The 23,152-nt window shown below is 68.3% G+C and carries 25 protein-coding genes and 1 pseudogene; 11 read left to right on the forward strand and 15 right to left on the reverse strand.

Features of this window, described 5'->3' with window-relative positions; all coding sequences use genetic code 11:
- Together VGV06_18705 and VGV06_18710 are read right to left on the reverse strand one after the other, a co-directional pair.
- On the reverse strand, window positions 1-1,006 hold a 1,006-nt coding region (locus VGV06_18705; protein ID HEV2057175.1), incomplete at its 3' end, for an FAD-binding oxidoreductase.
- Window positions 1,003-2,025 (reverse strand): hypothetical protein, encoded by a 1,023-nt coding sequence (locus VGV06_18710; GenBank protein ID HEV2057176.1) that lies wholly within the window; start codon window positions 2,023-2,025, stop codon window positions 1,003-1,005. The genes VGV06_18705 and VGV06_18710, both read right to left, overlap by 4 nt.
- Before the next feature lie 89 nt (window positions 2,026-2,114).
- Between VGV06_18710 and VGV06_18715 the strand changes: the two genes are divergently transcribed.
- Genes VGV06_18715 through VGV06_18745 form a run of 7 tightly spaced genes read left to right on the forward strand, consistent with a single transcriptional unit; the run spans window position 2,115 to window position 6,702 of the window.
- Window positions 2,115-3,086 carry an ABC transporter substrate-binding protein gene (locus tag VGV06_18715; GenBank protein ID HEV2057177.1) on the forward strand — a complete coding sequence of 324 codons (972 nt, stop codon included), beginning with the start codon at window positions 2,115-2,117 and terminating at the stop codon, window positions 3,084-3,086.
- 11 nt (window positions 3,087-3,097) lie between these two features.
- Entirely contained in the window at window positions 3,098-3,865 is a 768-nt protein-coding gene (locus tag VGV06_18720; GenBank protein HEV2057178.1) for an ABC transporter ATP-binding protein, read from the forward strand.
- Window positions 3,862-4,641, forward strand: a complete 780-nt coding sequence (locus tag VGV06_18725; GenBank protein ID HEV2057179.1) for an ABC transporter permease — start codon at window positions 3,862-3,864, stop codon at window positions 4,639-4,641. The genes VGV06_18720 and VGV06_18725 overlap by 4 nt, the downstream gene beginning before the upstream one ends.
- Window positions 4,642-4,660: 19 nt before the next feature.
- The gene (locus tag VGV06_18730) at window positions 4,661-4,900 is read left to right on the forward strand and encodes a hypothetical protein (protein HEV2057180.1); all 240 of its coding nucleotides are present in this window, start codon (window positions 4,661-4,663) and stop codon (window positions 4,898-4,900) included.
- 36 nt (window positions 4,901-4,936) lie between these two features.
- Entirely contained in the window at window positions 4,937-5,194 is a 258-nt protein-coding gene (locus VGV06_18735; protein HEV2057181.1) for a hypothetical protein, read from the forward strand.
- 2 nt (window positions 5,195-5,196) lie between these two features.
- Complete coding sequence (locus VGV06_18740; protein HEV2057182.1) at window positions 5,197-5,634, forward strand: VOC family protein; 438 nt, start codon at window positions 5,197-5,199, stop codon at window positions 5,632-5,634.
- A 21-nt stretch (window positions 5,635-5,655) separates the two neighbouring features.
- Window positions 5,656-6,702: a class I SAM-dependent methyltransferase gene (locus tag VGV06_18745; GenBank protein ID HEV2057183.1), complete on the forward strand. Its 1,047-nt coding sequence runs from the start codon at window positions 5,656-5,658 to the stop codon at window positions 6,700-6,702.
- 55 nt (window positions 6,703-6,757) lie between these two features.
- Here the strand turns inward: VGV06_18745 and VGV06_18750 are convergent, their stop codons facing one another.
- The 8 genes from VGV06_18750 to VGV06_18785 all read right to left on the reverse strand — a co-directional run bounded on the left by VGV06_18750 (window position 6,758) and on the right by VGV06_18785 (window position 12,370).
- A complete protein-coding gene (locus tag VGV06_18750; protein HEV2057184.1) occupies window positions 6,758-6,982 on the reverse strand; it encodes a hypothetical protein in 225 nt (74 codons plus the stop codon).
- Between the two features lie 66 nt (window positions 6,983-7,048).
- Window positions 7,049-7,291, reverse strand: coding sequence for a carboxymuconolactone decarboxylase family protein (locus tag VGV06_18755; GenBank protein HEV2057185.1), 243 nt, complete (start codon window positions 7,289-7,291; stop codon window positions 7,049-7,051).
- A 15-nt stretch (window positions 7,292-7,306) separates the two neighbouring features.
- Window positions 7,307-7,936 (reverse strand): pyridoxamine 5'-phosphate oxidase family protein, encoded by a 630-nt coding sequence (locus VGV06_18760; GenBank protein ID HEV2057186.1) that lies wholly within the window; start codon window positions 7,934-7,936, stop codon window positions 7,307-7,309.
- A 45-nt stretch (window positions 7,937-7,981) separates the two neighbouring features.
- Entirely contained in the window at window positions 7,982-8,701 is a 720-nt protein-coding gene (locus VGV06_18765; GenBank protein HEV2057187.1) for an ABC transporter ATP-binding protein, read from the reverse strand.
- On the reverse strand, window positions 8,698-9,459 hold the full coding sequence (locus VGV06_18770) for an ABC transporter ATP-binding protein (protein ID HEV2057188.1): 762 nt from the start codon (window positions 9,457-9,459) through the stop codon (window positions 8,698-8,700). The genes VGV06_18765 and VGV06_18770 overlap by 4 nt, the downstream gene beginning before the upstream one ends.
- An 8-nt stretch (window positions 9,460-9,467) precedes the next feature.
- Window positions 9,468-10,346: a branched-chain amino acid ABC transporter permease gene (locus VGV06_18775; GenBank protein ID HEV2057189.1), complete on the reverse strand. Its 879-nt coding sequence runs from the start codon at window positions 10,344-10,346 to the stop codon at window positions 9,468-9,470.
- A 1-nt stretch (window position 10,347) separates the two neighbouring features.
- A complete protein-coding gene (locus VGV06_18780; GenBank protein HEV2057190.1) occupies window positions 10,348-11,232 on the reverse strand; it encodes a branched-chain amino acid ABC transporter permease in 885 nt (294 codons plus the stop codon).
- Window positions 11,233-11,251: 19 nt separating this feature from the next.
- Window positions 11,252-12,370 carry an ABC transporter substrate-binding protein gene (locus VGV06_18785; GenBank protein HEV2057191.1) on the reverse strand — a complete coding sequence of 373 codons (1,119 nt, stop codon included), beginning with the start codon at window positions 12,368-12,370 and terminating at the stop codon, window positions 11,252-11,254.
- 260 nt (window positions 12,371-12,630) lie between these two features.
- Between VGV06_18785 and VGV06_18790 the strand changes: the two genes are divergently transcribed.
- Window positions 12,631-13,644 (forward strand): glycosyltransferase, encoded by a 1,014-nt coding sequence (locus VGV06_18790; protein HEV2057192.1) that lies wholly within the window; start codon window positions 12,631-12,633, stop codon window positions 13,642-13,644.
- A complete protein-coding gene (locus tag VGV06_18795; GenBank protein HEV2057193.1) occupies window positions 13,641-14,408 on the forward strand; it encodes an inositol oxygenase family protein in 768 nt (255 codons plus the stop codon). The genes VGV06_18790 and VGV06_18795 overlap by 4 nt, the downstream gene beginning before the upstream one ends.
- A gap of 20 nt (window positions 14,409-14,428) precedes the next feature.
- On the opposite strand, the gene VGV06_18800 is transcribed toward VGV06_18795, so the two are convergent.
- The 4 genes and pseudogenes from VGV06_18800 to VGV06_18815 form a co-directional block, all read right to left on the reverse strand.
- Window positions 14,429-15,826 (reverse strand): FAD-dependent oxidoreductase, encoded by a 1,398-nt coding sequence (locus VGV06_18800; GenBank protein ID HEV2057194.1) that lies wholly within the window; start codon window positions 15,824-15,826, stop codon window positions 14,429-14,431.
- Window positions 15,827-16,430: 604 nt separating this feature from the next.
- Window positions 16,431-16,991, reverse strand: a pseudogene (locus tag VGV06_18805) (transposase).
- A gap of 101 nt (window positions 16,992-17,092) precedes the next feature.
- Entirely contained in the window at window positions 17,093-17,572 is a 480-nt protein-coding gene (locus tag VGV06_18810) for a transposase (protein HEV2057195.1), read from the reverse strand.
- 883 nt (window positions 17,573-18,455) lie between these two features.
- Complete coding sequence (locus tag VGV06_18815; protein HEV2057196.1) at window positions 18,456-19,223, reverse strand: SDR family oxidoreductase; 768 nt, start codon at window positions 19,221-19,223, stop codon at window positions 18,456-18,458.
- Between the two features lie 179 nt (window positions 19,224-19,402).
- Between VGV06_18815 and VGV06_18820 the strand changes: the two genes are divergently transcribed.
- Window positions 19,403-20,461: a cache domain-containing protein gene (locus VGV06_18820; protein ID HEV2057197.1), complete on the forward strand. Its 1,059-nt coding sequence runs from the start codon at window positions 19,403-19,405 to the stop codon at window positions 20,459-20,461.
- Between the two features lie 15 nt (window positions 20,462-20,476).
- A complete protein-coding gene (locus VGV06_18825) occupies window positions 20,477-21,091 on the forward strand; it encodes a hypothetical protein (protein HEV2057198.1) in 615 nt (204 codons plus the stop codon).
- A 146-nt stretch (window positions 21,092-21,237) separates the two neighbouring features.
- Here the strand turns inward: VGV06_18825 and ettA are convergent, their stop codons facing one another.
- Entirely contained in the window at window positions 21,238-22,914 is a 1,677-nt protein-coding gene (ettA, locus tag VGV06_18830) for an energy-dependent translational throttle protein EttA (GenBank protein ID HEV2057199.1), read from the reverse strand.
- Window positions 22,915-23,152: the final 238 nt, after the last annotated feature.

Here is a 23,152-nt window from a genome sequence, read left to right on the forward strand (position 1 = left end):
CGATGGCGAGATAGAGCCCGTCTATCCCAGGCGCCCAGTCGAGGATGCCTCGCCCGTCTGGCGTGAGCGGCCGCAGTCCTGCCCAGGCGTGGCGGATCTGGGCGTGCTCGAGCGCCGGCATGCGGTGCACCGCCTTCTCCACCGTCTGCTCCAGCACGCCCCAGTCCACGCTCGCCGTGTACTCCGTGTGCGCCCCGATGTCGCCCGGGCTCATCAGGATCGCGCCCTGCTCGCTCCGGCAGTAGAAGCCCGACGCGATATCGGTCACGAGCGGGATCGGGTGCCTGATCTCGCTGAAGCTGTCCGTGACGAAGATGTGGCGCCGCCGAGGGTCGACCGGCAGGTCGAGGCCCACCATTTTCCCAACCAGGGGCGCCTGCGGCCCGGCGGCGTTGATCACGAGCCGCGTCTCGATCCGGCCCGCCGGCGTCACGACGGCGCTCACCTTCCTGCCGTCGTCGAGCTCGATCCCGGTCACCGGCGTTTCCTCAAAGAACCTGACCCCGCCAGCCCGGGCGCGGGCCGCGTAGGCCTGGACCACGTCGTTGGGTGAGGCGTAGCCGTCCGTCGGCCCCCAGACGGCCGCGATCGCGTCGTCCACGCGAAGCCCCGGCACGATGGCCTTCGCGTCATCGGGAGCGATCATCCTGACGTCGGCGCCCATGCTTTGCTGGAGCGCCACGTTGGTGCGGAAGCGGGCGACGTCCTTGTCGCTCGACAGGATGAAGAGATAGCCCTCCTGGCGGAAGTCGCACGGCACGCCCATCTCGTCCTCGAAGCGCTTGAAGAAGGCGATGCCCCGCAGGGAGAACTCGATCTCGACGCGCGTGGCGAACTGCACCCGGATCCCGCCCGCGGCCTTGCTCGTCGAGCCCGAGCCGATCGCCTCGCGCTCGAGCACCACGACGTCGCGGGCCCCGCGCTTCGAGAGGTGGTAGGCGATGCTCGAGCCGATGGCGCCCGCGCCGATGATGACGATGTCGGCCGTCCGCGGCAGCGCGCTCATGCCTCGATCGCCCGCGTCACCGGGTGGGCCCCGATCTCGCCGCCCATCCAGCCCGGGACCACCGCCGAGAATCGCCCCGCAGTGCCGCCTGCCACGACCACCATGATCTCCTCCACTGACGGGAACTTGGGTATGAGGGCGTCGGGGTCCGAGGCGCCGATATTCTTCAACCGCCCGCTCTCGGCGCCGTCCGGCCCCGGCTGGAGCTCTCGAGCAGGGCGCCGAACTGTCTCGAACAAATGGCGCTTCACGTCCCGCTTGCTCCAGCCCGCCTCTCCGATGGTCTTCGCATGCTCGGGACCGATGACCCAGAGCGTGTGACCGTACAGGGGAAAGGTCTTGTGGTTCCACACGCCGGCGGCCGACCAGCCGAGCGACGCCACGAGCTGCGCCGGCTCTCGGCTCAGGTGATCGTTGATGATGAACGGCCCCTCTCCCGGAAAGACCGTCACCGTGCTCTCACCGGGCGCGTGCCCACGCTCGACGTGGAGCGGCTCCCACGAGGAGACCTCCTCATGCTCGCCGATGCAGTACGTGTATCGACCCGGGTGGCCGAGCGTGGACATCGAGATCTCTCCCGCCTTGGTCCCGCCCAGGTTGATCATGACGAGCCTCAGCGCGCGTCCGATCGTGGCGTTGGCGCGGTAGCCGGGGCCGAACACGCCGGCCGCGCAGTTGACGCCGAGGCGGGCACGGATGGGGCCGTTGACGATGATGAGGGGCGACGTCGCGTTGGTCGTGCCCGACTGGCCGTGGAGGTTGAAGGCCGGATCGCAGGCCGCCTCGACGACGGCCAGGACCACGGGGAAATACTCTGGCCGGCAGCCCGCCATGACGGCGTTGATCGCGAGCTTCTCCACCGTGGCGCGGCCGTAGTTGGGCGGCACCTCCGCCACGAGCGCCTCGCGCGCGCGAGACGTGCCACCCAGCATGCGCTCCACGCGCTCGCGCGTCGGCGGAACGACGGGCAGGCCGTCGGTGACGCCACGCTCGAACCAGATCTCCATCTCGTCCGTCATCGCGGCGCCTAGTATACGGACGCCGCCCGGCGAGCTTGCGTGCTATTATCCCGCCCGCCGAGCGCCTCGCCCGGCCAGGAGGCCACACCATGAGACTGCCGCTCGCCCTCGTTGCCGTACTCGCCTGTGCCGTCACGGCGCCTGCCGCCCACGCCCAGCAGACGGTCAAGGTCGGGACTACACCATCCTTCATCTTCCTGCCGATCTACGCGGCGGAGCAGCTGGGGTACCTCAAGGCCGAAGGCATCACCGCGCAGTTCGTGGATTTCGAGGGCGGGGCTGAAGTCACGACGGCCATGGTCGGCGGCTCCATCGAACTGGGCGGGACCATGGCCGAGCGGCCGCTGATCCTCGCCGAGAAGGGCTTCGGCGCCAAGAACCTTGTGGCCCTCGAGAACAAGAACCCGCTCTTCCTCGTCCTGCGCAAGGACCACCCCGCGAAGACGGTCAAGGACCTCAAGGGCACGAGGCTCGGCATGACGCGGGCGGGCAGCGGCACCGATCTCTCGCTCCGGGCGCTCCTCCAGGACGCGGGGCTCGAGCCCGACAAGGACGTCGCCATCCTCGGCGTGGGCGGGGTCAGCTCGGCCAACGCCGCGCTCAAGGCGGGACAGGTGGACGGCTTCATGGGAGGCGAGCCCTCGGGCGCCGTCGCCGTGTACCAGCTCAAACTGGCGCGGTACTTCCTCGACCCCCGCCTCGGCCAGGGGCCGAAGTTTCTCCAGTTCATGACCTTCCCCACGCTCCAGGCCAGCGACAAGTGGATCGCGGCCAACCCACAGCTGGCCGAGCGCCTCGTGCGGGCCGTCGTCAAGACCCTCAAGCGCATGCGCGAGGACCCGGAGTCGGCCGTCGCCGTCGGCCAGAAGATCTTTCCCACGATGGACGTTGCGGTCATTCGCTCCATCATCGCTATCGAGAAGAACACGTACTACCCGGCCATCACCGAAGAGGCGATGCGCACGTTGAACCAGTTCCAGAAGCAGACGGGCGCGGTCAAGGGCGACGTCGCCTACGACAAGGTCGTGGCGACCCAGTTCAAGCACCTCTGGGACCAGTAGCCGACAGGACCGTGCCGCCGAAGGTCTCCGTCTCAGGCCTCAGCATCTCGTTCGGCGCCACGCGCGCGCTCGACCGCGTCAGCCTGACTGTCAGCGACGGCGAGTTCGTGTCCATCGTCGGCCCCTCGGGCTGCGGCAAGTCCACCATGCTCAACGTCATCGCGGGGCTCCTGGCGCCCTCCGAGGGCGGCACCAGCGTGGCGGGACTTGAGGGCAACGGCGCCGGCTCGCGCATCGGCTACATGTTCCAGAAGGACACGCTCCTGCCGTGGGCGACCGCCCTCGACAACATCTGCCTGCCCATGGACGTCAAGGGCGCCCGCGACTGGCACAAGGCGCGCGCGCTCATGCAGCTCGTGGACCTGACGGGCTTCGAGGCGCACTACCCTCGCCAGCTCTCGGGCGGTATGCGCAAGCGCGTCCAGCTGGCGCGCCTCTTGGCACAAGACCCGGAGGTGCTTTTGATGGACGAGCCCTTCGGCGCGCTCGACGCCCAGACCCGGCTCATCATCCAGGAGGAGTTCCTCAAGATCTGGGAGCGTCAGCGCAAGACCGTGCTCTTCGTCACCCACGATCTCCAGGAGGCCATCGCGCTGAGCGACAGGGTCGTGCTCATCAGCGCGCGGCCCGGCCGCGTCAAGGCGACGTACGCGGTGAACCTGCCGCGCCCGCGCCGGGTGGACGAGGTGATGGCGCACCCGCGTTTCACGGCGCTCTTCCAGGAGATCTGGGCCTCGCTCAAGCAGGAGGTGCTGGCTGCGCGGGAGAGGCCGACATGATGGCAGCGGGATCGCGATCGGAGCGGTGGATCCTCCGCCTGCTCGTGCTGGTGCTGGTCGTCCTGGCGTGGGAAGGGCTCTGCCGCGTCGGCTGGGCGAGCGAGTTCTGGGTCAGCCGGCCGTTCCTGATCGTCGAGCGGCTCTGGGAGGCCGTGCGGTCCTCGGTCCTCTGGTTCCACATGGGCGTGACCGTGATCGAGACCGTCTCGGGCTTCCTCTTGGGCGCGCTCGCGGGAACGATCGCGGGCTTCGCGCTCGCGCGCTGGCGCAGGGCTCACGTCGCCCTGGAACCGTACTTGATGGGGATCTACTCGCTCCCCCGCGTGGCGCTGGCGCCGCTTTTCATCATGTGGTTCGGCATCGGCATCCCATCCAAGATCATGCTCGCGATCTCGATCGTCTTCTTCATCCTGCTGATCAACACGTACGTCGGCGTCCAGAACGTGGACCGCGACCTCGTCAACGCGGTCAAGACCATGGGCGCGTCGCCGCGCTTCGTCACCCGGCACGTGGTCCTGCCGTCCTGCATCCCGTGGATCTTCTCCGGGCTGCGCATCTCCATGGCGCTGGCGCTGACGGCCTCCGTCGTGGGCGAGATGCTGGCCGCGCAGTACGGCCTGGGCTTCATGCTGGCGCGCGCCTCGGGCACGTTTGACACGACGGGCATCTTCATGGTGCTGTTCGTGCTCGCGCTGCTCGCCATCGGCACCTACAACCTGATGGCCCGGCTCGAAAAACGCCTGCTCCACTGGCAGGGCGAAACCGCGCAGATCTGAGTCTGAAAAGGAGCACGTCATGGCCCGCGTGAAACTGGTCCCGACCGAACGCCTTGATCCCGCGCTCCGCGATCTCACGGAGCAGGCGCTGCGCCACCAGCAGAACCCGGCGATCTTCCACGCCATGGGCAACCTGCCCGAGGCCTTCAAGGCCTACTGGAATTTCTACGCGCCGCTGAGGCTCGGGGGGCTGCTGGACGCCAGGCTCAAGGAGCTGGTCAGGCTCAAGATCGCCGCGCTCAACGACTGCGCCACCTGAAAGAAATCGCGGGCCGCACCGGCGGTGCGGCAGGGCATGACCGAGGAGATGGTGGCGGCGCTGACCGACTTCGAGAAGGGCGACTTCACGCCGCGCGAGACCCTGGCGCTCCGCTTCGCCACGCTCATGGCCCAGGATCATCACAAGCTCGACGACGCGTTCTTCGGCGGGCTCCGCGGGCAGTTCACCGACCCGGAGATCATCGAGCTGGGCATGGTCACGGGGCAGTTCATCGGCTTCGGGCGCCTCATCGCGGCGCTCGACCTCGAGAATCCCCGCCAGCCGGAGGGCTGAGCATGCGCATCCTCGGCATCGATCACATCGGTATCGCGTCGGGGGATCTCGGGAAGCACATCGAGATCTTCGGCACCAAGCTCGGTCTCGAGATCCACGACATCGAGGAGAAGGACCCCTACGGAGGGCTGCGCGCGGCCTTCGCGCGTGTGGGCGACACCGACTTCGAGATCCTCGAGGACCGCGTGCCCGACGGCGACCAGAAGGTGATCGACCAGCGCGACATCGCGAAGTTCGTCGCCCGGCGCGGCCAGGGCCTCCACCACATCGCGCTCCGCGTGGCCGACATCGAAGAGGCCATGCGTGACGCCAAGGCCGCGGGTCTCACCGTCATCGACGAGACGCCGCGTCCCGGCGCGCGAGGCTCGAAGATCGCCTTTCTCCATCCGAGGAGCACGGGCGGCATCCTCATCCACTTCGTCGAGCGTCCCGACCGCTAACGCTCTCATCAAAGGAGATCAATGGACGAGAGCAAGCTGCAGGCGTTCATGGGAAAGTTCGTCACCGACCTGGGCGGCGCCCTCATGATGGGCGTGGTACTCATCGGCGACGAGCTCGGGCTGTACAAGGCCATGGCCGACGGCCGGCCGGTCGGCGCCGACGAGCTGGCGGCCAGATGCCGTTGCAATCCGCGCCTCGTGCGCGAGTGGCTCGACGCCAACGCTGCCGCCGGCTACCTGGAGCACGCGGACAACGGCTACCGCCTCCCGCCGGAGCAGGCGATGGCCCTCGCCAACGAGGATTCGCCGGTCTTCGTCGCACCCGGGAGCAACGTCGCCGGGGCCTGCTTCATCGACATCGACAAAGTGCTCGACGCGTTCCGTGGAGATGGCGCCCTGCCCTGGGGCCAGCACCATCACCGGCTCTTCCACGGGACGGAGAAATTCTTCAGGCCGGGGTACAAGGGCTTCCTGACCAGCGCGTGGCTGCCGGCCCTGGACGGCGTCGTGGCCAAGCTCGAGGCCGGCGCGAAGGTCGCCGACGTCGGCTGCGGGCACGGGGCGTCGACCATCATTATGGCGAAGACGTATCCGCAGTCGCGGTTCTTCGGCTTCGACATCCACGCGCCGTCCGTCGAGGTCGCTCGCGCGCGCGCGGCGGAGGCCGGCGTAGCGGACCGTGTCACGTTCACGACCGCAGCCGCCAACGGCTATGCCGAGCGGGGATTCGACCTTGTCTGCTTCTTCGACTGCCTACACGACATGGGCGATCCGGTCGGCGCCGCCCGCCACGCCCGCCAGGCCCTCAGCGTCGACGGCACGGTCCTGCTGGTCGAGCCGTACGCGGGAGACAGCGTGGCGGACAACTCGAATCCCGTGGGCCGGCTGTACTACGCCGCGTCGAGCATGATCTGCACGCCAAACTCGCTCTCGCAGGAGGTCGGGCTCGGGCTCGGCGCGCAGGCTGGTGAGCGCCGCCTCGGCAAGGTCATGGCCGACGCCGGCTTCAGTCGCTTCCGCCGGGCGACAGAGACCCCGTTCAATCTGATCCTCGAAGCGCGCCAGTAGCGTTCGCCGCCCGCCTTCACCGCCCGCCTTCACCGCCCGCCTTCAGCCCCCGCCTTCAGCCGAGGTCGGGCTCGATGCGGAGGCCGCTGTTGAAGCGGTTGGTGAAGTTGGCCACGCAGACGACCAGCGCCAGCTCCACGATCTGGTCTTCGCTGAAGTGCCGCTTGAGCTCGCCGACCGCCGCGTCGCGCAGGCCGGCGCCCGCGGCGCGCGTCAGCCGCTCGGCGTAGAGAAGCACCGCCTTCTCCTTCTCGTCGAACAGCGGGCTCCGCTCGTACAAGGTGAGGGCGGCGATCTGCTGGTCCGTGATGCCGATCCGCTTCGACGAAGCGGTGTGGGCGCGGGCTCAGTACTCGCAGCCGTTCAACAGCGAGGTTTTCAGATACGCCAGCTCCTTGTGCTTCGCCTCGACCGTCCCCCCGCTCATCACTGCCGCGTAGAGCGGCAGAAACGCTTTGAGCGCGCCTGGGCGGTGGGCCATGACGGCGAAGATGTTCGGGACCCGCCCGAACGTCTTCGTCAGGTCGTCGTACATGGTCTTCAGGTCGTCGGGGGCCTTGTCCTTCGGGATCGTGTCTATGACGGCCATGTTGAGCCTCCTCTGTCAGTACAGCCCGTCGCGGACCCGCTTGTCCAGGTCGCGGGCGTAGTCGGTGACCGACGCCGCGCTGCGCGCGGTCGGCACCTGGTCCCAGAGCATCTGGGCGAAGGACGGGAGCTTCTGCGGTTCCGCCCAGGTCGACGGGTCCCACAGGCTCGAACGGAGGAAGGCCTTGGGACAGTGGAGATACGCCTCCTCGACCTCGACGCCGAGGGCGACCTTGGGGAGCTTGCCGTGCATGGCCAGGCGCGCCAGGATTTCCTCGTCGCGGATGATCGAGGCCCGGCCGTTCACGCGCAGCGTGTCCTCGCGCCCCGGCACGAGGAAGATGATCCCGACATGCGGGTTCTCGAGTACGTTGGTCATTCCATCGGTGCGGTTGTTGCCGGGACGGTCGGGCACCACCAGGTGCGTATCGTCCAGCGCTATCACGAACCCCGGCGCGTCGCCCTTGGGCGAGACGTCGCACTGCCCGGCGGCGTTGGAGGTCGCCAGCAGCACGAACGGAGAGCTCGCGATGAAGGCGCGCGAGTGCTCGTCGAGCGACGAATAACACTTGAGGACGGCCCGCTCGCTCGGCTCGCCGAAGATGGCGCGCAGCTCCTGCTTCGATGTCACGACGTCCTTGAACATGTCCCCACCTCCTGTCGCGATGCTAGCACGGCCGGTCGGGCGTCGTCAGTAGAGCTCCCACCAGGAGTCCTGCGCGGCCAAGAGCTCGGCGGCCGGCTTCTCGAGCACGATGCGCCCCGATTTCATGACATAGGCGCGGCTGGCCATGCCGAGGGCGGTCTTGATGTTCTGCTCAACCAGCACGATGGCCGTGCCGAAGCGCCGGTTGATCTGGACCGCCGTCTCCAGCACGCGCTGGACGAGCACGGGCGCGAGCCCGATGGACGGCTCGTCCATCATCATGAGGCGCGGTCGCTGCATGAGGGCCGTGCCCACGGCGACCATCTGCTGCTGGCCGCCCGACATGGTACCCACGCGCTGGCCGCGGCGCTCGGCGAGCATCGGGAAGAGCTCGAGGACCTCGTCCATGCGCTGGAGGGCGCCGGTCCGGTCGCCCTGGGTGTAGGCGCCCAGCATCAGGTTCTCGACCACGCTCAGGTCGGGGAAGACGCCGCGTCCCTGCGGCACGAGCGCCAGCCCGCGCTTCACGTTGGCGGCGGGGTCGCCGTTGCCCCACTCCTCGCCGGCGAAGCGCACGCTGCCCGCACGCGCGGGCAGGAGGCCCAGCACCGTCTTGAGCGTGGTGGACTTGCCGGCGCCGTTGTGGCCGAGGAGGGCGACGATCTCGCCCTCGCCCACGCGGAAGGACACGCCGTGCAGCACGGTCTTCTTCCCGTAGCCGGCTTCGAGGTCGCGGACGTCGAGCAGGGCCTGGGCCACGGTCATGCCCCGAAGTAGATCTCAGTCAGCGCCGGGTCGCGCGTGATCTGCTCGGCCCGGCCGCGCGCCATGACGCGCCCCTGGTGGAGGAACACGACCTCGTCCGACAGCTGCGAGATCAGCTCCATGTTGTGCTCGATCAAGAGCACGGTCTTGCCGTGCTCGACAAGGCGGCGGACCATCGGCACGATCTTCTGGAGCGAGTCGGTGTCGAGCCCCGAGGTGGGCTCGTCGAGCAGCAGGATCTCGGCGTCTGTGGCGAAGATGCGCGCCATGGAGAGGAGCTTCTGCTCCGGGTAGGCCAGGTCCTCGGCCAGCTCGTGCGCGCGGCCGGTCAGGCCGAAGAAGCGCAGCACCTCCATGGCGCGCTCGCGCGCGGCGGACTCCTCGGCCCGCACGCGCCTCGGACGCAGGAAGAGCGTCAGCACGTTCTCGCCGAGCGGCGTCCGGCAGCCCAGCAGCACGTTCTCGAGCACGGTCATCTTGCCCCAGAGCCTGAGGTGCTGGAAGGTGCGCACGACCCCCCGCGCCTCGACCTGATGGGGGGCGAGCCCCAGGAGCTCTTCGCCCTTGTAGCGGATCGAGCCGCCGTCGGCGCGCAGGAAGCCGGTGATCAGGTTGAACACCGTGGTCTTCCCCGCCCCGTTCGGACCGATAAGGCCCGTGATGAGCCCGGGCGACACCGCGAAGCTGCACTCCTCCACGGCCTGGATGCCGCCGAAGGCCTTGGACACCTTCTCGATCGTCATGATGGGCGCGGCCACGGGCGTGCTCAGGCGCTCTTGGCCCGCGCGCGGCCCAGGATGCCCTCGGGGCGCACGAACATGAAGAGGATGAGGAGCCCGCCGTAGAGGATCTGCCGCATGGGCGCCGCCACCGTGTCGGGGATGGCGAGGAACTTGAGCGCCTCGGGCACGGCCAACAGGATGAAGGCGCCCACGACCGGCCCCGCGAGACGCTCGGTGCCGCCCAGGACGACGAGTGAGGTGATGAAGATGGACTCGTCGAGCGTGAACGAGCTCGGGTTGATGTAGGTGATGTAATGCGCGTAGAGGCTGCCGCCGAGCGCCCCCAGCGCCGAGGAGATGGTCGTGATGACGATCTTGACCAGGACCACGTTCTTGCCCGTCGCCTGCGCGGCGATCTCGTCCTCGCGCACGGCGCGCAGCGTCCGGCCGAAGGCCGAGTTGGTCAGCCGGTGGCACACGGCATACGTGAGCCCCGCCAGGACCAGGGCCAGTGCCACGTACTTGAACGGGTTGTCGATCACGAGGCCGAAGACGCGCGGCCGCGGGATGCCGGCCAGCCCCGCGTGCCCGTTGGTCAGGTCGGTCCAGTTCATGAAGACGGTCAGGATCACGACCTGGAGGCCGAACGAGGCGACGATGTAATAATCGCCCGCGACGCGCAGCGACGGGATGCCGACGAGCGCGGCTGCGCAGGCGCCCGCGACGGCGGCGACCACGAGCCCGCCCCAGAAGCCCAGCCCCAGCTTGAGGGCAACGAGCGCCGAGGCGTAGGCCCCGATACCGTAGACGGCCGCGTGCGCCAGCGAGAAAATGCCCGCGTAGCCCACCAGCAGGTTGAGCGAGACGGCGAGGATCGTGTAGATGCCCACCATCACGAGGTAGTGCGCGAAGTAGGCCGCCACGTCAGATCTCCGCGGAATGGATCGTGCGGCCGAAGAAGCCGCGCGGCCGGACGAGGATGAAGACGAGGAAGACGCCGAAGCTGATGGCCGACTGCCACTCCGACGGCAGCTTCCAGATGCCGAGGTTCTCCAGCAGGCCCAGGAAGAGGCCGCCCAGCATGGCCCCCGGGATCGAGCCGATGCCGCCCATGATGACGCCCACCGAGGCCAGCAGCACGAAGCGTGTGCCGCGGAACGGCTCGGCGCCCACGTCCATGGCGACCAAGATGCCGGCGGGCGCGGATATGGCCGAGCCGATGGCGTAGGTGAGGAGGTGGACCTTTGCCAGGTTGACGCCGACCGTGCGCGCCATCTCGGGGCTGCTCGACACGGCGCGGATGGCCTGGCCCCAGCGTGACCACTTGAGGAAGGCCATGAGGAGGCCGTAGCCCGCGACGGCGAGGACGACCGTCAGGATGTGGAGGTACGTCAGGAACACGGGCCCGATGATGACGGCCGTGTTGAGCGCGCCGATGTCCATCCGCATGGGATCGGGCGTGAAGACGATGGCAAGCACGTTCTCCAGCACGATCAGGAGCCCGAGCGAGGAGATGAAGATGGTCGTCCGGAAGGCGCCGCGCTTCTCGAGCTGCTGGTAGAGCAGGAGGTCGATCAGCAAGCCCGTGGCGGCTGCCGCCAGGATGGCGGCGGCGACCGCCAGGATCAGCGGCAGGTGCAGGAGCTTCTGTCCGACGTAGGCGTAGTACGCGGCCAGCGCGAAGACCGCGCCGTGGGCCACGTGGAAGTGCAGCGTCGTGCCGTAGATCAGTCCCCAGCCGAGCGCGCAGAGGGCGTAGAGGCTGCCCACCACGAGCCCGGTGGCGAGGAGCTGGAGGACGAGGTCCATGGCCGTCCGCCCGTCGCGGCTACTGGCCGGCCTTGACGACCTTCTCGACCTCGATCTTGCCGTCCTTGAGCACACCCACCTCGATGTCCATCACGGCCCCGTGGTTGGGCTGGAAGACGAGCTTGCCCGAGATGGTGTCGAAGGCCTTGATGGACTCGATGGCGTTCTTGATCCCCTCGCCGTCGAGCCGGCCCGCGTTCTTCTTCATGGCCTCCTCGGCCGCCTTGGCGAAGATCTTCGTGGCGCTGTAGTACTGGACGGCGAAGAAGCCGGCGTCGGTATTGTACTTCTCCTTGAACTTCCGCGTGAAGGGCGAGTCGGGGTTGTAGGGCAGCCGGGTCGTCAGGAGGCCTTGGGTGCCCTTGGCCTTCATCACCTCGGGGATCTGCACCCACGAGGTCGCGGCCATCGGGATGGTGATGCCGAGCTCGCGCGCCTGGTCGGCGATGATGGCCACGTTGCGGCCATAGGAAGAGATGAACAGGAGGTCGCCGCCGACCGCCTTGAGCTTGGCCAGCTGCGCCCGGAAGTCGTTGCCGTCGAGGGCGACCTGCTCCTCCGAGAGCACCCGGCCGCCGCCCGCCGTGAAGCGCTCCCGGAAGGACTTGGCCGAGTTGCGCCCCGCCTCGTCGTTGGCCACGATCATCACGGCCGCCTTGAACTTCTTCTCCTTGGTCAGCCAGTCCGAGAGCACGCCGACCTCGTTCGAGACGACGGGGATGTTGTTGTAGAGGTACTCCTTGTTAGCCAGGTTGTCCGACTGGCCGCCCCCGTTCATCATCACCACCTTGTTCTGCACGCCGATCGGCTGGATGGCGAGGCTGATAGCCGAGTACGACGTCAGCGTGAAGGGCACCTTCTCCACCTCGACCAGGCGCCGCATGGCGTTGACGGCCTTGGAGGCGTCGGCGGCGTGGTCCTCGTAGACGACCTGGAGCTTGCGGCCTCCGACGCCGCCGGCGGCGTTGATCTCCTCGGTGGCCATCTCGGTGCCGCCCTTCATCCAGACGCCGTAGGAGGCGCCCGAGCCGGTGAGCGGGAGGATAGCCCCGATCTTGATGGGCGCCTGCTGCGCGTCGGCCGGCGCGGCCATCGCGAGCGCCATGAGAGGGACCAGCACGGATAGACGCTTCAGCATTGACGGAGCCTCCTTGTTCACATACGGGAACGTTGGGTCACGCGGGCAGCCGGAGCGTAGCGGCTGGGGCGTGGGAAGTCAACTCACGGACGCTCGAGGAACCCCTCGGTCATGTACAAGGCCTGAGTCGCCGACCATCTCTTCACCGGAAGGTTGTCTTCGCCTCCCGCTTGATGCACCATGGGTCCCACGCGGGACGCCATCATGACCAGGACCGGAGCCACCACGTCGACCGGAGGTCCCTCCGGCGGGCCCGCTCGATGAGTAAGCGGGTCTGCGCGGTCGTCGTGACCCACAACCGGCGGGCCCTCTTGCCGCGGTGCCTCGATTCCCTGCTCGACCAGGTCCGGCCGCCCGACAGGGTTCTCGTCGTCGACAACACCAGCACAGACGGGACGCCCGAGCTCCTGTCGCGGGAGTTTCCCCAAGTCGTGGCGCTCCGGCTTCCCCGGAACGAGGGTGGGGCCGGCGGCTTCGCTGCGGGCATGACGTGGGCCCTCGCGCAGGGCGCCGACTGGACCTGGCTCTTGGACGATGACGTGACGGCCGACCGTGACTGCCTCAAGGAGTTGCTGGAGGTCTCGATGGTCGGGGGCAGGCGCGTGGTGGTCCCGCGCCGACTCACCGCGGAGGGTAACGACTGCGCCAGCGAGGCGATCCTGGTCGAGGGAGCGCAACGGTTCGAGGTGGTCCGAGTCGATCCGCGCCGCGGGCGGTATCATCCCGTCGACCTGTTCACCTTCGAGGGCCCCCTCATCCACCGGTCGGTGGCCGAGGAGGTCGGCATGCCCAACCGCAAGCTGTTCATCTGCGGAGACGACATCCTCTACGCCATCCGGATCAACCGCCGGATGGGGCCGCTGTCGTGCGCGCTCGCCACCCGGGCGGTGGTGCGGAAGCAGCTTCACCGGGTGCAGGGGATCAAGGCCCGCTCGCGGCTCAAGGCATGGATGACCGGAGACCCCGTCTACGAAGTCTTCGAAGACGAGCAGCACTGGAAGCTCGTCTACGAGCTCCGGAACCGTCACATCATCTGGCACGAGTTGGGCTGGCGGCGACGTCGACTCCAGCTCCTGGTCCTCCACCTGGGCTATATCGGCGCCGACCTGATCCATGCCGTGCGCCACGGCTGGAACTGGCCGCTCCGGCTCAAGTGGAACGTGGCGGCGTGGCTCCTGGGCGTCTTCGCTAGAGACGGGATGTTCCTCGACCCCGAAGCATATCGGGCGCAGGCGGCGGCGCGGCGGCGGCCCGCGCGGAGGCGGAACCCGTGAATCGCTGGGACCTCCTGAGAGCCGGCGCCCTGTCGGGCATCGGCGCGCTGGCGGGGGCGGTGATCGGGCCCGAGCGGCTCCATCGCTGGTCCCACCGTCTCTCGCCGGGGTGGCAGGAGTTCGCGCGGGAGGCTCGCGCGGTGAGCGAGCGGCACTGGAGGCAGACGCGCGAGACCGTGGCCACCCTGAAGCAGAAATACGAGCAGCCGGTCCTCGGCCGCCAGCGCGTCTGGGACCTGGTGGAGAAGCTCGCCCTGTGCGTCGATCCGACGGACGCCCGGCTCTACTGCACGAGCCAGCTGATTCACGTGCAGCAGATCGTGGCAGGGATGGAGCGCGACGGCGTGAACGACCCCGACATGCTCATCGCCGCCATCACCCACGACCTCGGCAAGGTGTTACTGCTGACCGGAGAGGCGCCGGAGAACGTCGTGGGCATGAACGCGCCCATCGGACGATATCCCGCCGGGGTCGGACTCGACAACGTCGTGTTCCAGTGGAACCACGACGAGTTCATCTACTCGAGGCTGAAGGACTACCTGCCGGACCACCTCGCGTGGTTGTTGCGCTACCACAGCATCGAGATCCCGCTCACGAGGCCGTTCATGGACGCCTCGGACCGCGCGTACCTCGAGCGCTACCTTCTGCCGTTCAGGAAATACGACCAGGGGACGAAGTCGGCCTGCGTCTTGCCCCCGCGGACCATCCTCGAGAAGCACCGGGATCTCATCGAGGGCGCGTTCCCGAGAAGCATCCTCGTCTAGTCCATCGACTCTTGCAATTATCAGACGCTTCGCCTGGCGTTCACCACGTCGGGATGATGGAGCGTGGTCTCGGGCACGTTCTTGAGCCAGCGGTCCACGAGTTCCACACCCTGGGCGAAGCAGTGATCCTGGTTCGACACCTCGTACTTCCAGGCGCCGAACCGGCCCCGACTGTACACATCGCGGGACTCGAGCGCTGGAAGCACCAAGCCCAGCGTCTCGTCCCGGCCGAGCGCGGGCGTCGGATAGCCATGCTCGAGCCGGCGATGCCAGACGTGGTGCACCGACGCGCGGCCGGGGACGAGACCCGCGTCGAGGAGCCCCCGAAGCGTCGTCTCCACCAGGCGCGATCCATCCACAGCCTTCACGGGGGACTCCGACACCTCGAGGAGCAGCGACCAGTAGCGCTCGGGGTGCGGAACGTTCCCGGGCGAGTAGCGTGAGAAGACCGTGGCGCGGTAGAAGGGATAGCCCTCCTCCGGAAAGTAAATCCAGGACTTGTCGGCGAGCCGATCGTCCGGCCGGCCGTGGAGCCCGATGCCGAGCACATGGGTGGAGGAATGCTTGAGCCGAGTCACCGCCGTCCCCAGCTCGTCGGCGAGATCGCTCTGCCGCACGAGGATGTCGAGCGGAACCGTGCTGAGGAGCCGCTCGTAGCGGACAGTTTCCCCGCCAGCGAAGTGGGCCAGGTGCCCGGCCGTGTCGAGATGGAGGAGCGGGCGCTCCAGGCAAAGCTTCCCCGGGTGCCGCTCGGCCAGGCGCGTGGCGAGCGCCCGCCACACGGAGCCGGTCCCGCCGTGGCGCGGGAAGCGGAAGCGATTGTTGGGACCCCACCCGACGTCGTCGCGCCCCCGCCGGATGTTCTCGCGCACGCGCCCCACGTCCACGTGGGCGACGCGGTCCCCGACCCAGGCGCACGACAGATCCTCGAGCGGGTAGCCCCAGACCTTCCGGTTGTAGGGGCCGAGGAACATCGCCGCGATCCCGCCGCCGAAGTTCTGGTCGATCCACTCGCCGAGATGCGCGGGCGGGGCGGCGCCGCTCCGGCGGGCGAGGAGCCCGGCCAGGCACGCGTCACGGTCGGCGCCGGGCAGGCGGTGGAGGTTGAGTTGGAAGGGATAGGGCACGAAGCACCCGCGAATCCAGACCCACGCCTGCCGCTCGTGGCGGAGCCATCCGTCCTCGCCCAAGAGATCGTCCATCAGTCGATCGAAGTGCTCGTAGTGGCTGAACTGGACATGTCCACCCAGGTCCCAGGTGAATCCGTGCTCGTCGACCACGGAACCGGCAAGCCCGCCGGCCTCCGCCTCCGCCTCGCAGAGCCACCAGTCGGCATGCTCGAGTTGATCGAGGCGCCACGCCGCCCCGAGGCCCGTGGGCCCGGCGCCGACGATCAAGATTCCCACGCGGTCGACCATCAGGGGATCGCGGATTCGCGGGAAGCGTTCACGAGCCGTTTCCCGCCTCCCGTTCCGACGGGAGCCAGCCGAGGGCACGCGGGGGCAGTGGTCAGAACCTGAGACGGCGGGGCAGTCGCCGGTGGGGACAGCTTTGAGATCGTCTTGGCGAGATGTACGGCCGCAGCTACTGAGACCGGCCGTTCCACCGTGAGTACGTCGAACGTGTGGTCGGCAAGGTTGACGAGGTGTCGCCCGGCGATCTGTATGACGTCCCGGGTTTTCAGCGGCACCAATCCACTGTAACATTTTGCAGACACCGTTTGAAAAGCTGTCGTTTCGAGATGGCGGGATTGTTGAAGGATCACGGGCGGGGGCAGCGTAGACCCCGCAGGACAAATGAGGGTATGAAGTGGTGAAATGTCGAAGACTTGTAGCAAGCCGAAGCCTGTACCGAAGCTCTCCTGGAGCCGAAGGCCGGCTTCATTTCATGACTGAGGTTGCTGGGAACGTTGAGATGTCAGCGGAGCGCATTTTGCGGCATCTCTTCGGGAAGGGGTGGTGGGCTCTCGGGGGAAAGGTACATGGCCGGAGCTATCTCGTGCCTGACGATCGCATCTGTTTCTCAACTCTCGGCGACCGGGGGCGCGGCGAGCGCCGGCAGCCCGGCCTCGGCGTAGACGGCCTCCAGGGTCGTCGGCACCAGGCCCGCTGGCGCCGGGCGCGCCGCCGGCGAGACCCGCCGCAGCTTGTGCCGCGTCCGGGCGACCGGCGCGTAGCGATACGGTTCCCCTTTGCGCAGCAGATGCCACACGAGCACCACGAGCTTGCGTGCCAGCGCCGTCACCGCGACATTGTGACCCTTCTTCCGGCGGACGCGATGGTACGTGGCACTCAGCGGGGCCCCGCTCATGGCCAGCGACTGCGCCGCCTCGATCGCCAGCCACCGCGCTTGGCTCCGGCCCCGCTTGGTGATCCGCCCGTGATAGCACTGCTCCCCCGACTGGTACGTGCTCGGCACCAGGCCGAACTAGGCCGCCAGCTTGCCGGGCGTCGGGAAGCGGTGGATGTCCCCGATCGCAGCCACGAGCCCCAGCGCCACGGTCACGTTCACCCCGGGAATCGTCATCAGCAGATTCGCCGCCGGCCGGTGGCCGGCGCGCTCGCGCAGCCGCCCGTCCAGCATCCGGCGTTGCTCCGTCAGCGCCTCGTGCACGGTGAGCGCGCTGGTGACGATCAGCCGTTCCGTCTCGGTGAACGCCGGCTGCTGCACCAGCCACTGGCGGCCTACCGCATTGAACAGGTCGGCATGGGGCAGACGAGCAACCGCTTGTTCAGCGCCCCACGCAGCGTGTTCTTCACCGCGACCAGGCGCTTGCCCAGAAACTGCCGGTGGGCCGTCAGTTGCCGCAGCTCCCACGTCGCCTCGTCCGGCATCGCCACCTCGGGCACCAGATCGGCCCGCAGCAGGTGGGCCAGCGTCCGGGCATCGATCGTGTCCGTCTTGATCCGGGCGTAGGCGATCGCCTTGACCGCCAGCGGATTCGCCATCACCACGCGCCCCGCCCGCCCGACCAGTCGGGCCAAGATCGCCCACGTGTGAAAGGTCGCCTCCAGCACGACCGCGTCCGCCGGCCCCAGCGGCGCCGCAAATCGGTCGATCGCCTCCGGCGTCGCCTCGATCTGGAACTCCCGCTGGACGTGCCCCGCCTCGTCCATCGCACATACCTGGATTCCCCGCTTGTGGACATCCAATCCGTAAAACACGCTGCGCCCTGTACCCTTCTGAGAGCCGACTCGGTGATGGGGATCACGACAGCTGCCTATTCACGCTCGCGGCGCATCCGGGTGGGTCGTAGGGCGGCCACTTATCACGACGAGCTCGCAGCTCATAAAACAGTCGGCCGTCCCCGCGACGATGATCCTCCACCGGCTCTCGTGCGAAGAAGCTCGCCGCTCCGGGCCCGGTGCGAGGATTACCACCGCACCGAGCTCCCACCGCAACCCCTTTCGCGTTCGAGTTCCGTCGACGCCGAGCATACCCATATCACGGCGCCCTCGCCCCGCATGCTCGCTGGCGCTCGCAGGTCGTCCGCCACGGCCGCCCGGCCCCTGACTCCAACGCCCGCGCGCTCGCGGCCAGCCCCCGCGCCGCCATCGCGTAGCCCGCGGCTCAGGCCCTCTCTCACCGCTGCCCCTGACCCTCGGCGGCGCCTCGTCGGTGCCTCCCCGGCGCCCGGCGCCGCACCCCTCGGCCCGCTCCGTGCCCACGACCCCGCGGCGGCGCAGGATCCCTCGGGACCCGGGGCCGATCGCGATGGCCACGCTCGCCTTCGCGCTCCTCCAGCCAGGCACTGCCGGGTGTCAGGCGGGGGTTCGCCGAGGAGACCACATCCTGCCGCCCGGGTCCCGCGGCCGAAGGGGCCTTTGTGCTTCTTATGCGCCGGCCACACATGGCTCGGATCTCGACATACTGGCATCACGCGCATGTCCACACTCCACAATGCGCGTCCACGCGGCAGCCAGCCCGGATCGGCGCTCGGTGACTGCACTCATGAATAATCCGAGCTAATGACTCTCGCGTAATTGAGTCACAGGTCTGAGCCCAGGAAATTAAGTACTTGTCTGTCACCGTAATCGGCGAGAGTCATTAGACCACGCTCGCCATGCCGCCGTCGAAGTTGATGGCCGTGCCGGTGATGAAGGCGGCGCGCTCGGAGACCAGGAAGGCGACGAGGTCGGCGAACTCGGACGCCTCGCCGACGCGCCCGAGGGGCACGCGCTTGGCGACGTCCTTGTAGAAGGCGTCGAGGTCGCCCGTGGCGCGGCGCTCCCACTGGGCGCTCTTGACCAGCCCGATGCAGATCGTATTCACGAGGATCTTGTCCGACGCGTACTCGTTGGCGAGGGACTTGGTCAGGTTGATCCCGGCCGCGCGAGAGACGCTGGTCGGCAGCCCGCGGGCGGCCGGGGTCTTCGCGCCCAGGTTGGTGATGTTGATGATGCGCCCGCCGCCCCGCTTCTTCATGTGTGGTATGCAGAGCCGGCAGCAGCGCACGGCCGAGAACAACTTGAGCTCCAAGTCGTGGTGCCAGGCGGCGTCGTCCACGGCCTCGAAGGAGGCGGCGGCCGAGGTGCCGGCGTTGTTGAGGAGGATGTCCACTCCACCCCACTCGCGCACGACCTCGGCAACGAATTTCGCGATCTGATCCGCCTGGGTGACATCGACCGAGCGCGCCAGCACCTGCCCGCCCGCCGCGCGTATGGCCGCTGCAGTGCGCTCGAGCACGTCGGGGCGCCGCGCGCAGATGGCCACGCGCGCCCCTTCGGCGGCGAGCTTCTGGGCGGCCGCGCGCCCGAGCCCTTCGCTGCCGCCCGTGATGATGGCCACCTTGCCGCCGAGTCCGAGATCGAGCATTGGGGTCTCCTTACTCTGTGAGCACATCCGGTGTCACCGTCCGGTCGAGCCCCAATGGGTCGTACCGGACGCGGTCACTCCTGCCACGGGCGCGATTATCCTACACGTTCTCATTTCTTGCTGGCAGCAGAGGCCGGGGCTATCCTGTCTGCCTCGACCCAAGCGAGGAGAGCCCTCCCATGAAGCTGCGGCTGACTTTCGGCATCTTTCCCAAGCTCCTGCTGACCATGCTTGTGGTGACGCTGATCCCGCTGGGCGCCATCTGGTACCTCGACTACCGCGCCGAATCGGAGAGCCTCTCGCGTCAGATCGAGCAGCGCCTGAGCAGCCAGGCCGACACCATGGTCGGTTACGTGGATGCGTGGGTGGACATGAACGTGCGCATGCTGCGACAGAACGCTGCCCTCGACGACATATCCTCGATGGACGCGAAGAAGCAGAAGCCGCTCCTGCGCGCCATCGTTGCCGAGTACAAGTGGGTCTACCTCGCCTTCACCATCGCCCCCGACGGCAATAACATCGGGCGGAACGACGAGGAGGCGCCGCGCTTCTACGGCGACCGGGGCTACTTCAAGCAGGCCATCGAGGGGCGCCAGGTGGGCCAGGAGGTCGTCATCAGCCGCACCACGGGACAGCCCGCCGCCATCCTCTCGGTGCCGGTCTGGCGGCTCGACAAGGTCGTGGGCGTGCTCGCGGCGGGCACGAGCGTCACCGACGTCAGCACCACCATCACCAACGTGAAGATCGGCCAAAGCGGCTTCGTCTTCCTCGTGGACGACCAGGGCAAGGTCATCGCGCACCCGAGCGCGCGCGACAGTCTCAAGGCCCACCCCGCCGTCGCGGGGCTGGGCGCAGAGCCCAAGAAGCAGATCATCTTCGCGGAAGCCTCGGGCAAGCGGGTCATCGCCGTCGCCGAGAAGACGAAGTTCGGCTGGACGCTCGTCGCCCAGCAGGACTACGACGAAGCCTACGGGCCGCTCGCCCTGGCCAACCGCAACGCGCTGATCCTGCTCGGCATCACGGTGCTCTTCGTTCTCCTGGTCTCCTACGCGCTGGCCAGCAGGCTGACCCAGCCCATCCGCAGGCTGACGCAGATCGCCGACGGGATCAGCCGCGGCAACCTGGGCGCCGGCATCGCCGAGACGAAGCGCTCGGACGAGATCGGCAGCCTCGCGCGCGCCATCGAGCGGCTGCGGGCGAGCGTCAAGCTGGCCATGGAGCGGCTCGGCACCCGGTAGGCCGCAGGCGGCGCGATGAGCCCCGAGCCGGCACCCATGTCCTACCGCCAGTTGATGACCGAGCTGGGCGCGCTGTGCGCCGCGAAGCGCACGGGCTCCATGTTCATCGCCACCACGGACAACCACTCGGCGCGCATCGGGTTGAGGCAGGGCGACATCGTCTCGCTGGTCTTCCGCACGCAGCGGGGTCTCGAAGCGCTCGACCACATTCGCAAGATCACGGCGGGGCGCTTCAGCTTCTCCGACGCGCTGGTGGACAAGGCAGCGCACGCCGACCTGCCCCACACGGCCGACCTGCTCGCGCTGCTGGTAGGCGAGGAGTCGCCGCTGTCTCCGCCGGCCCCCGCTCCCCCGCTTGCCGCCGCGCCGCGCGCTCCCGCGCCCGCCGCCGCGCAGCCGATCGACAACCCGCAGCTTGCGAGGGCGCAGGCCGTGATCGAGTCGGAGCTGACCGAGTTCGTCGGCCCCATCGCGCCCCTGCTCTGCCGCGACCACATCGCGCGGGCGGCCGCGGCGGGGCCGCCGTGGGACTGGCGCGAGCTGGTGGAGGCCGTGGCGCGCGAGATCGGCGACCGCGCGAAGGAAGACCGCTTCAAGCAGCAGACGCTCGTGCGCCTCCGCGACCGCTAGCAGGCGGCCGATAAGGGCCCATCTGCTTCGTTGGCGCCCTCGGCCGCACGCTCAACGTAGAGAGACTACGCCTCGCGTGCGGCCCTTCGGGCGCCGCCTCGCATCTGGACCCTTCTCAGCCGCCTGCGCCCGTACTCAGCAGACCGCTAACGGGTGAGGGGCTTGTAGCGGAGGCGGTGGGGCTGATCGGCGGCGGCGCCGAGGCGCTTCTTCCGGTCGGCTTCGTAGTCCTGGTAGTTGCCTTCGAACCACTCCACGCGGCTGTCGCCCTCGAAGGCCAGCATGTGCGTGGCGATCCTGTCGAGGAACCAGCGGTCGTGGCTGATGACTACCGCGCAGCCCGCGAACGACAGCAGCGCGTCTTCCAGCGCCCGGAGCGTGTCGACGTCCAAGTCGTTCGTGGGCTCGTCGAGGAGCAGCAGGTTGCCGCCCGCCTGGAGCAGCTTTGCCATGTGGACCCGGTTGCGCTCGCCGCCCGAGAGGTCGCCCACCTTCTTCTGCTGGTCGCCGCCCTTGAAGTTGAAGGAGGCGACGTAGGCGCGCGAGGCCATCTGCCGGCCGCCCAGCTGGAGCTGCTCGGCGCCGCCGGAGATCTCCTCCCAGACGTTTTTCTTCCCGTCGAGCGAGTCCCGGCTCTGGTCCACGTAGGCGAGCCGCACCGTCTCCCCCACGCGGAGCGCGCCCTGATCAGGCTTCTCCTGCCCCGTGATCATGCGGAAGAGCGTGGTCTTGCCCGCGCCGTTGGCGCCGATGACGCCAACGATGCCGCCGCGCGGCAGGCTGAAGCTCAGGTCCTCGATCAGGAGCCGGTCGCCGTAGCCTTTGAAGAGGTGCTCGGCCTGGACGACCACGTCGCCCAGCCGCGGCCCCGGCGGGATGATGATTTCCGCCGCGCCGTCCCGCTCCTTGCCTCCCTCGGCGAGCAGCGTCTCGTAGGCCTGCAGCCGCGCCTTGGACTTCGCCTGGCGCGCGCGGGGAGACATGCGCACCCACTCGAGTTCACGCGCGAGGGTGAGCTGGCGCGCGGATTCCTGCTTCTCTTCCTGGGCCAGGCGCTGCTTCTTCTGGGCGAGCCAGGAGGAGTAGTTGCCCTCCCACGGGATGCCCGCGCCGCGATCGAGCTCGAGGATCCAGCCGGCGACGTTGTCGAGGAAATAGCGGTCGTGGGTGATGGCCACGACCGTGCCCGGGAAGTCCTTGAGGAAGCGCTCGAGCCAGGCGACGCTCTCCGCGTCGAGGTGGTTGGTCGGCTCGTCGAGCAGCAGCAGGTCAGGCTTCTGGAGGAGCAGCCGGCAAAGCGCCACGCGTCTGACCTCGCCGCCCGAGAGCGTCGTCACGTCGGCCTCCCCCGGCGGGCAGCGCAGGGCGTCCATGGCGATCTCCACCGTGCGGTCGAGGTCCCAGCCGTTCGCGGCCTCGATCGCGTCCTGCACGCGCGATTGGTCTTCAAGGAGCTTTTCCATGTCCGCGGGGTCCATGGGTTCGCCGAGTCGGGCGTTGATCTCGTCGAAGCGCGTGAGGAGCCCGCGCACCTCGGCCACGCCGTCCTCCACGTTCGCCCGGACATCCTTCGACGGATCAAGGTGCGGCTCCTGAGGCAGGTAGTCGGTGCGCACGCCATCGGCAGGCTTGGCCTCGCCCAGGAAGTCCTGGTCCACTCCCGCCATGATCTTGAGCAAGGTGCTCTTGCCCGCGCCGTTGGCTCCGAGCACGCCGATCTTGGCCCCGGGGTAGAACGACAGCCAGATGCCCTTGAGGATCTCGCGCTTGGGCGGGACGATCTTTCGCAGGTCTTTCATCGTGAAAATGAACTGGTGGGCCATAGGGTCTGGATTATACTGGGTGCCCCGTGGTTTTCATTGACAAACCGCCCCGGCCCCTCTATAAACAGGCCCCAACCCATGCATCCCCTGGGGCAATGACGCCACCTTCGAACCCGCCCATTTTGGCAAACCCGTCCATCCTGGCCGTCCGGAACGTCACCATGCGCTTCGGCGGCATCGTGGCGCTCGACGACGTGTCCTTCGACATGACGGCCGGCCAGATCGTGGGCCTGATCGG

Source organism: Candidatus Methylomirabilota bacterium (assembly GCA_035936835.1).
Taxonomy (GTDB): Bacteria; Methylomirabilota; Methylomirabilia; order Rokubacteriales; family CSP1-6; genus AR37.

Coding starts and splice junctions, on each gene's coding strand:
- VGV06_18735 (HEV2057181.1), top strand. CDS start 4,937: ATGACCGAGGAGATGGTGGCGGCGCTGACCGACTTCGAGAAGGGCGAC.
- VGV06_18825 (HEV2057198.1), top strand. CDS start 20,477: ATGAGCCCCGAGCCGGCACCCATGTCCTACCGCCAGTTGATGACCGAG.
- VGV06_18710 (HEV2057176.1), bottom strand. CDS start 2,025: ATGACGGACGAGATGGAGATCTGGTTCGAGCGTGGCGTCACCGACGGC.
- VGV06_18725 (HEV2057179.1), top strand. CDS start 3,862: ATGATGGCAGCGGGATCGCGATCGGAGCGGTGGATCCTCCGCCTGCTC.
- VGV06_18820 (HEV2057197.1), top strand. CDS start 19,403: ATGAAGCTGCGGCTGACTTTCGGCATCTTTCCCAAGCTCCTGCTGACC.
- VGV06_18740 (HEV2057182.1), top strand. CDS start 5,197: ATGCGCATCCTCGGCATCGATCACATCGGTATCGCGTCGGGGGATCTC.
- VGV06_18780 (HEV2057190.1), bottom strand. CDS start 11,232: ATGGACCTCGTCCTCCAGCTCCTCGCCACCGGGCTCGTGGTGGGCAGC.
- VGV06_18815 (HEV2057196.1), bottom strand. CDS start 19,223: ATGCTCGATCTCGGACTCGGCGGCAAGGTGGCCATCATCACGGGCGGC.
- VGV06_18790 (HEV2057192.1), top strand. CDS start 12,631: ATGAGTAAGCGGGTCTGCGCGGTCGTCGTGACCCACAACCGGCGGGCC.
- VGV06_18745 (HEV2057183.1), top strand. CDS start 5,656: ATGGACGAGAGCAAGCTGCAGGCGTTCATGGGAAAGTTCGTCACCGAC.
- VGV06_18755 (HEV2057185.1), bottom strand. CDS start 7,291: ATGGCCGTCATAGACACGATCCCGAAGGACAAGGCCCCCGACGACCTG.
- VGV06_18785 (HEV2057191.1), bottom strand. CDS start 12,370: ATGCTGAAGCGTCTATCCGTGCTGGTCCCTCTCATGGCGCTCGCGATG.
- VGV06_18730 (HEV2057180.1), top strand. CDS start 4,661: ATGGCCCGCGTGAAACTGGTCCCGACCGAACGCCTTGATCCCGCGCTC.
- VGV06_18800 (HEV2057194.1), bottom strand. CDS start 15,826: ATGGTCGACCGCGTGGGAATCTTGATCGTCGGCGCCGGGCCCACGGGC.
- VGV06_18760 (HEV2057186.1), bottom strand. CDS start 7,936: ATGTTCAAGGACGTCGTGACATCGAAGCAGGAGCTGCGCGCCATCTTC.
- VGV06_18715 (HEV2057177.1), top strand. CDS start 2,115: ATGAGACTGCCGCTCGCCCTCGTTGCCGTACTCGCCTGTGCCGTCACG.
- ettA (HEV2057199.1), bottom strand. CDS start 22,914: ATGGCCCACCAGTTCATTTTCACGATGAAAGACCTGCGAAAGATCGTC.
- VGV06_18765 (HEV2057187.1), bottom strand. CDS start 8,701: ATGACCGTGGCCCAGGCCCTGCTCGACGTCCGCGACCTCGAAGCCGGC.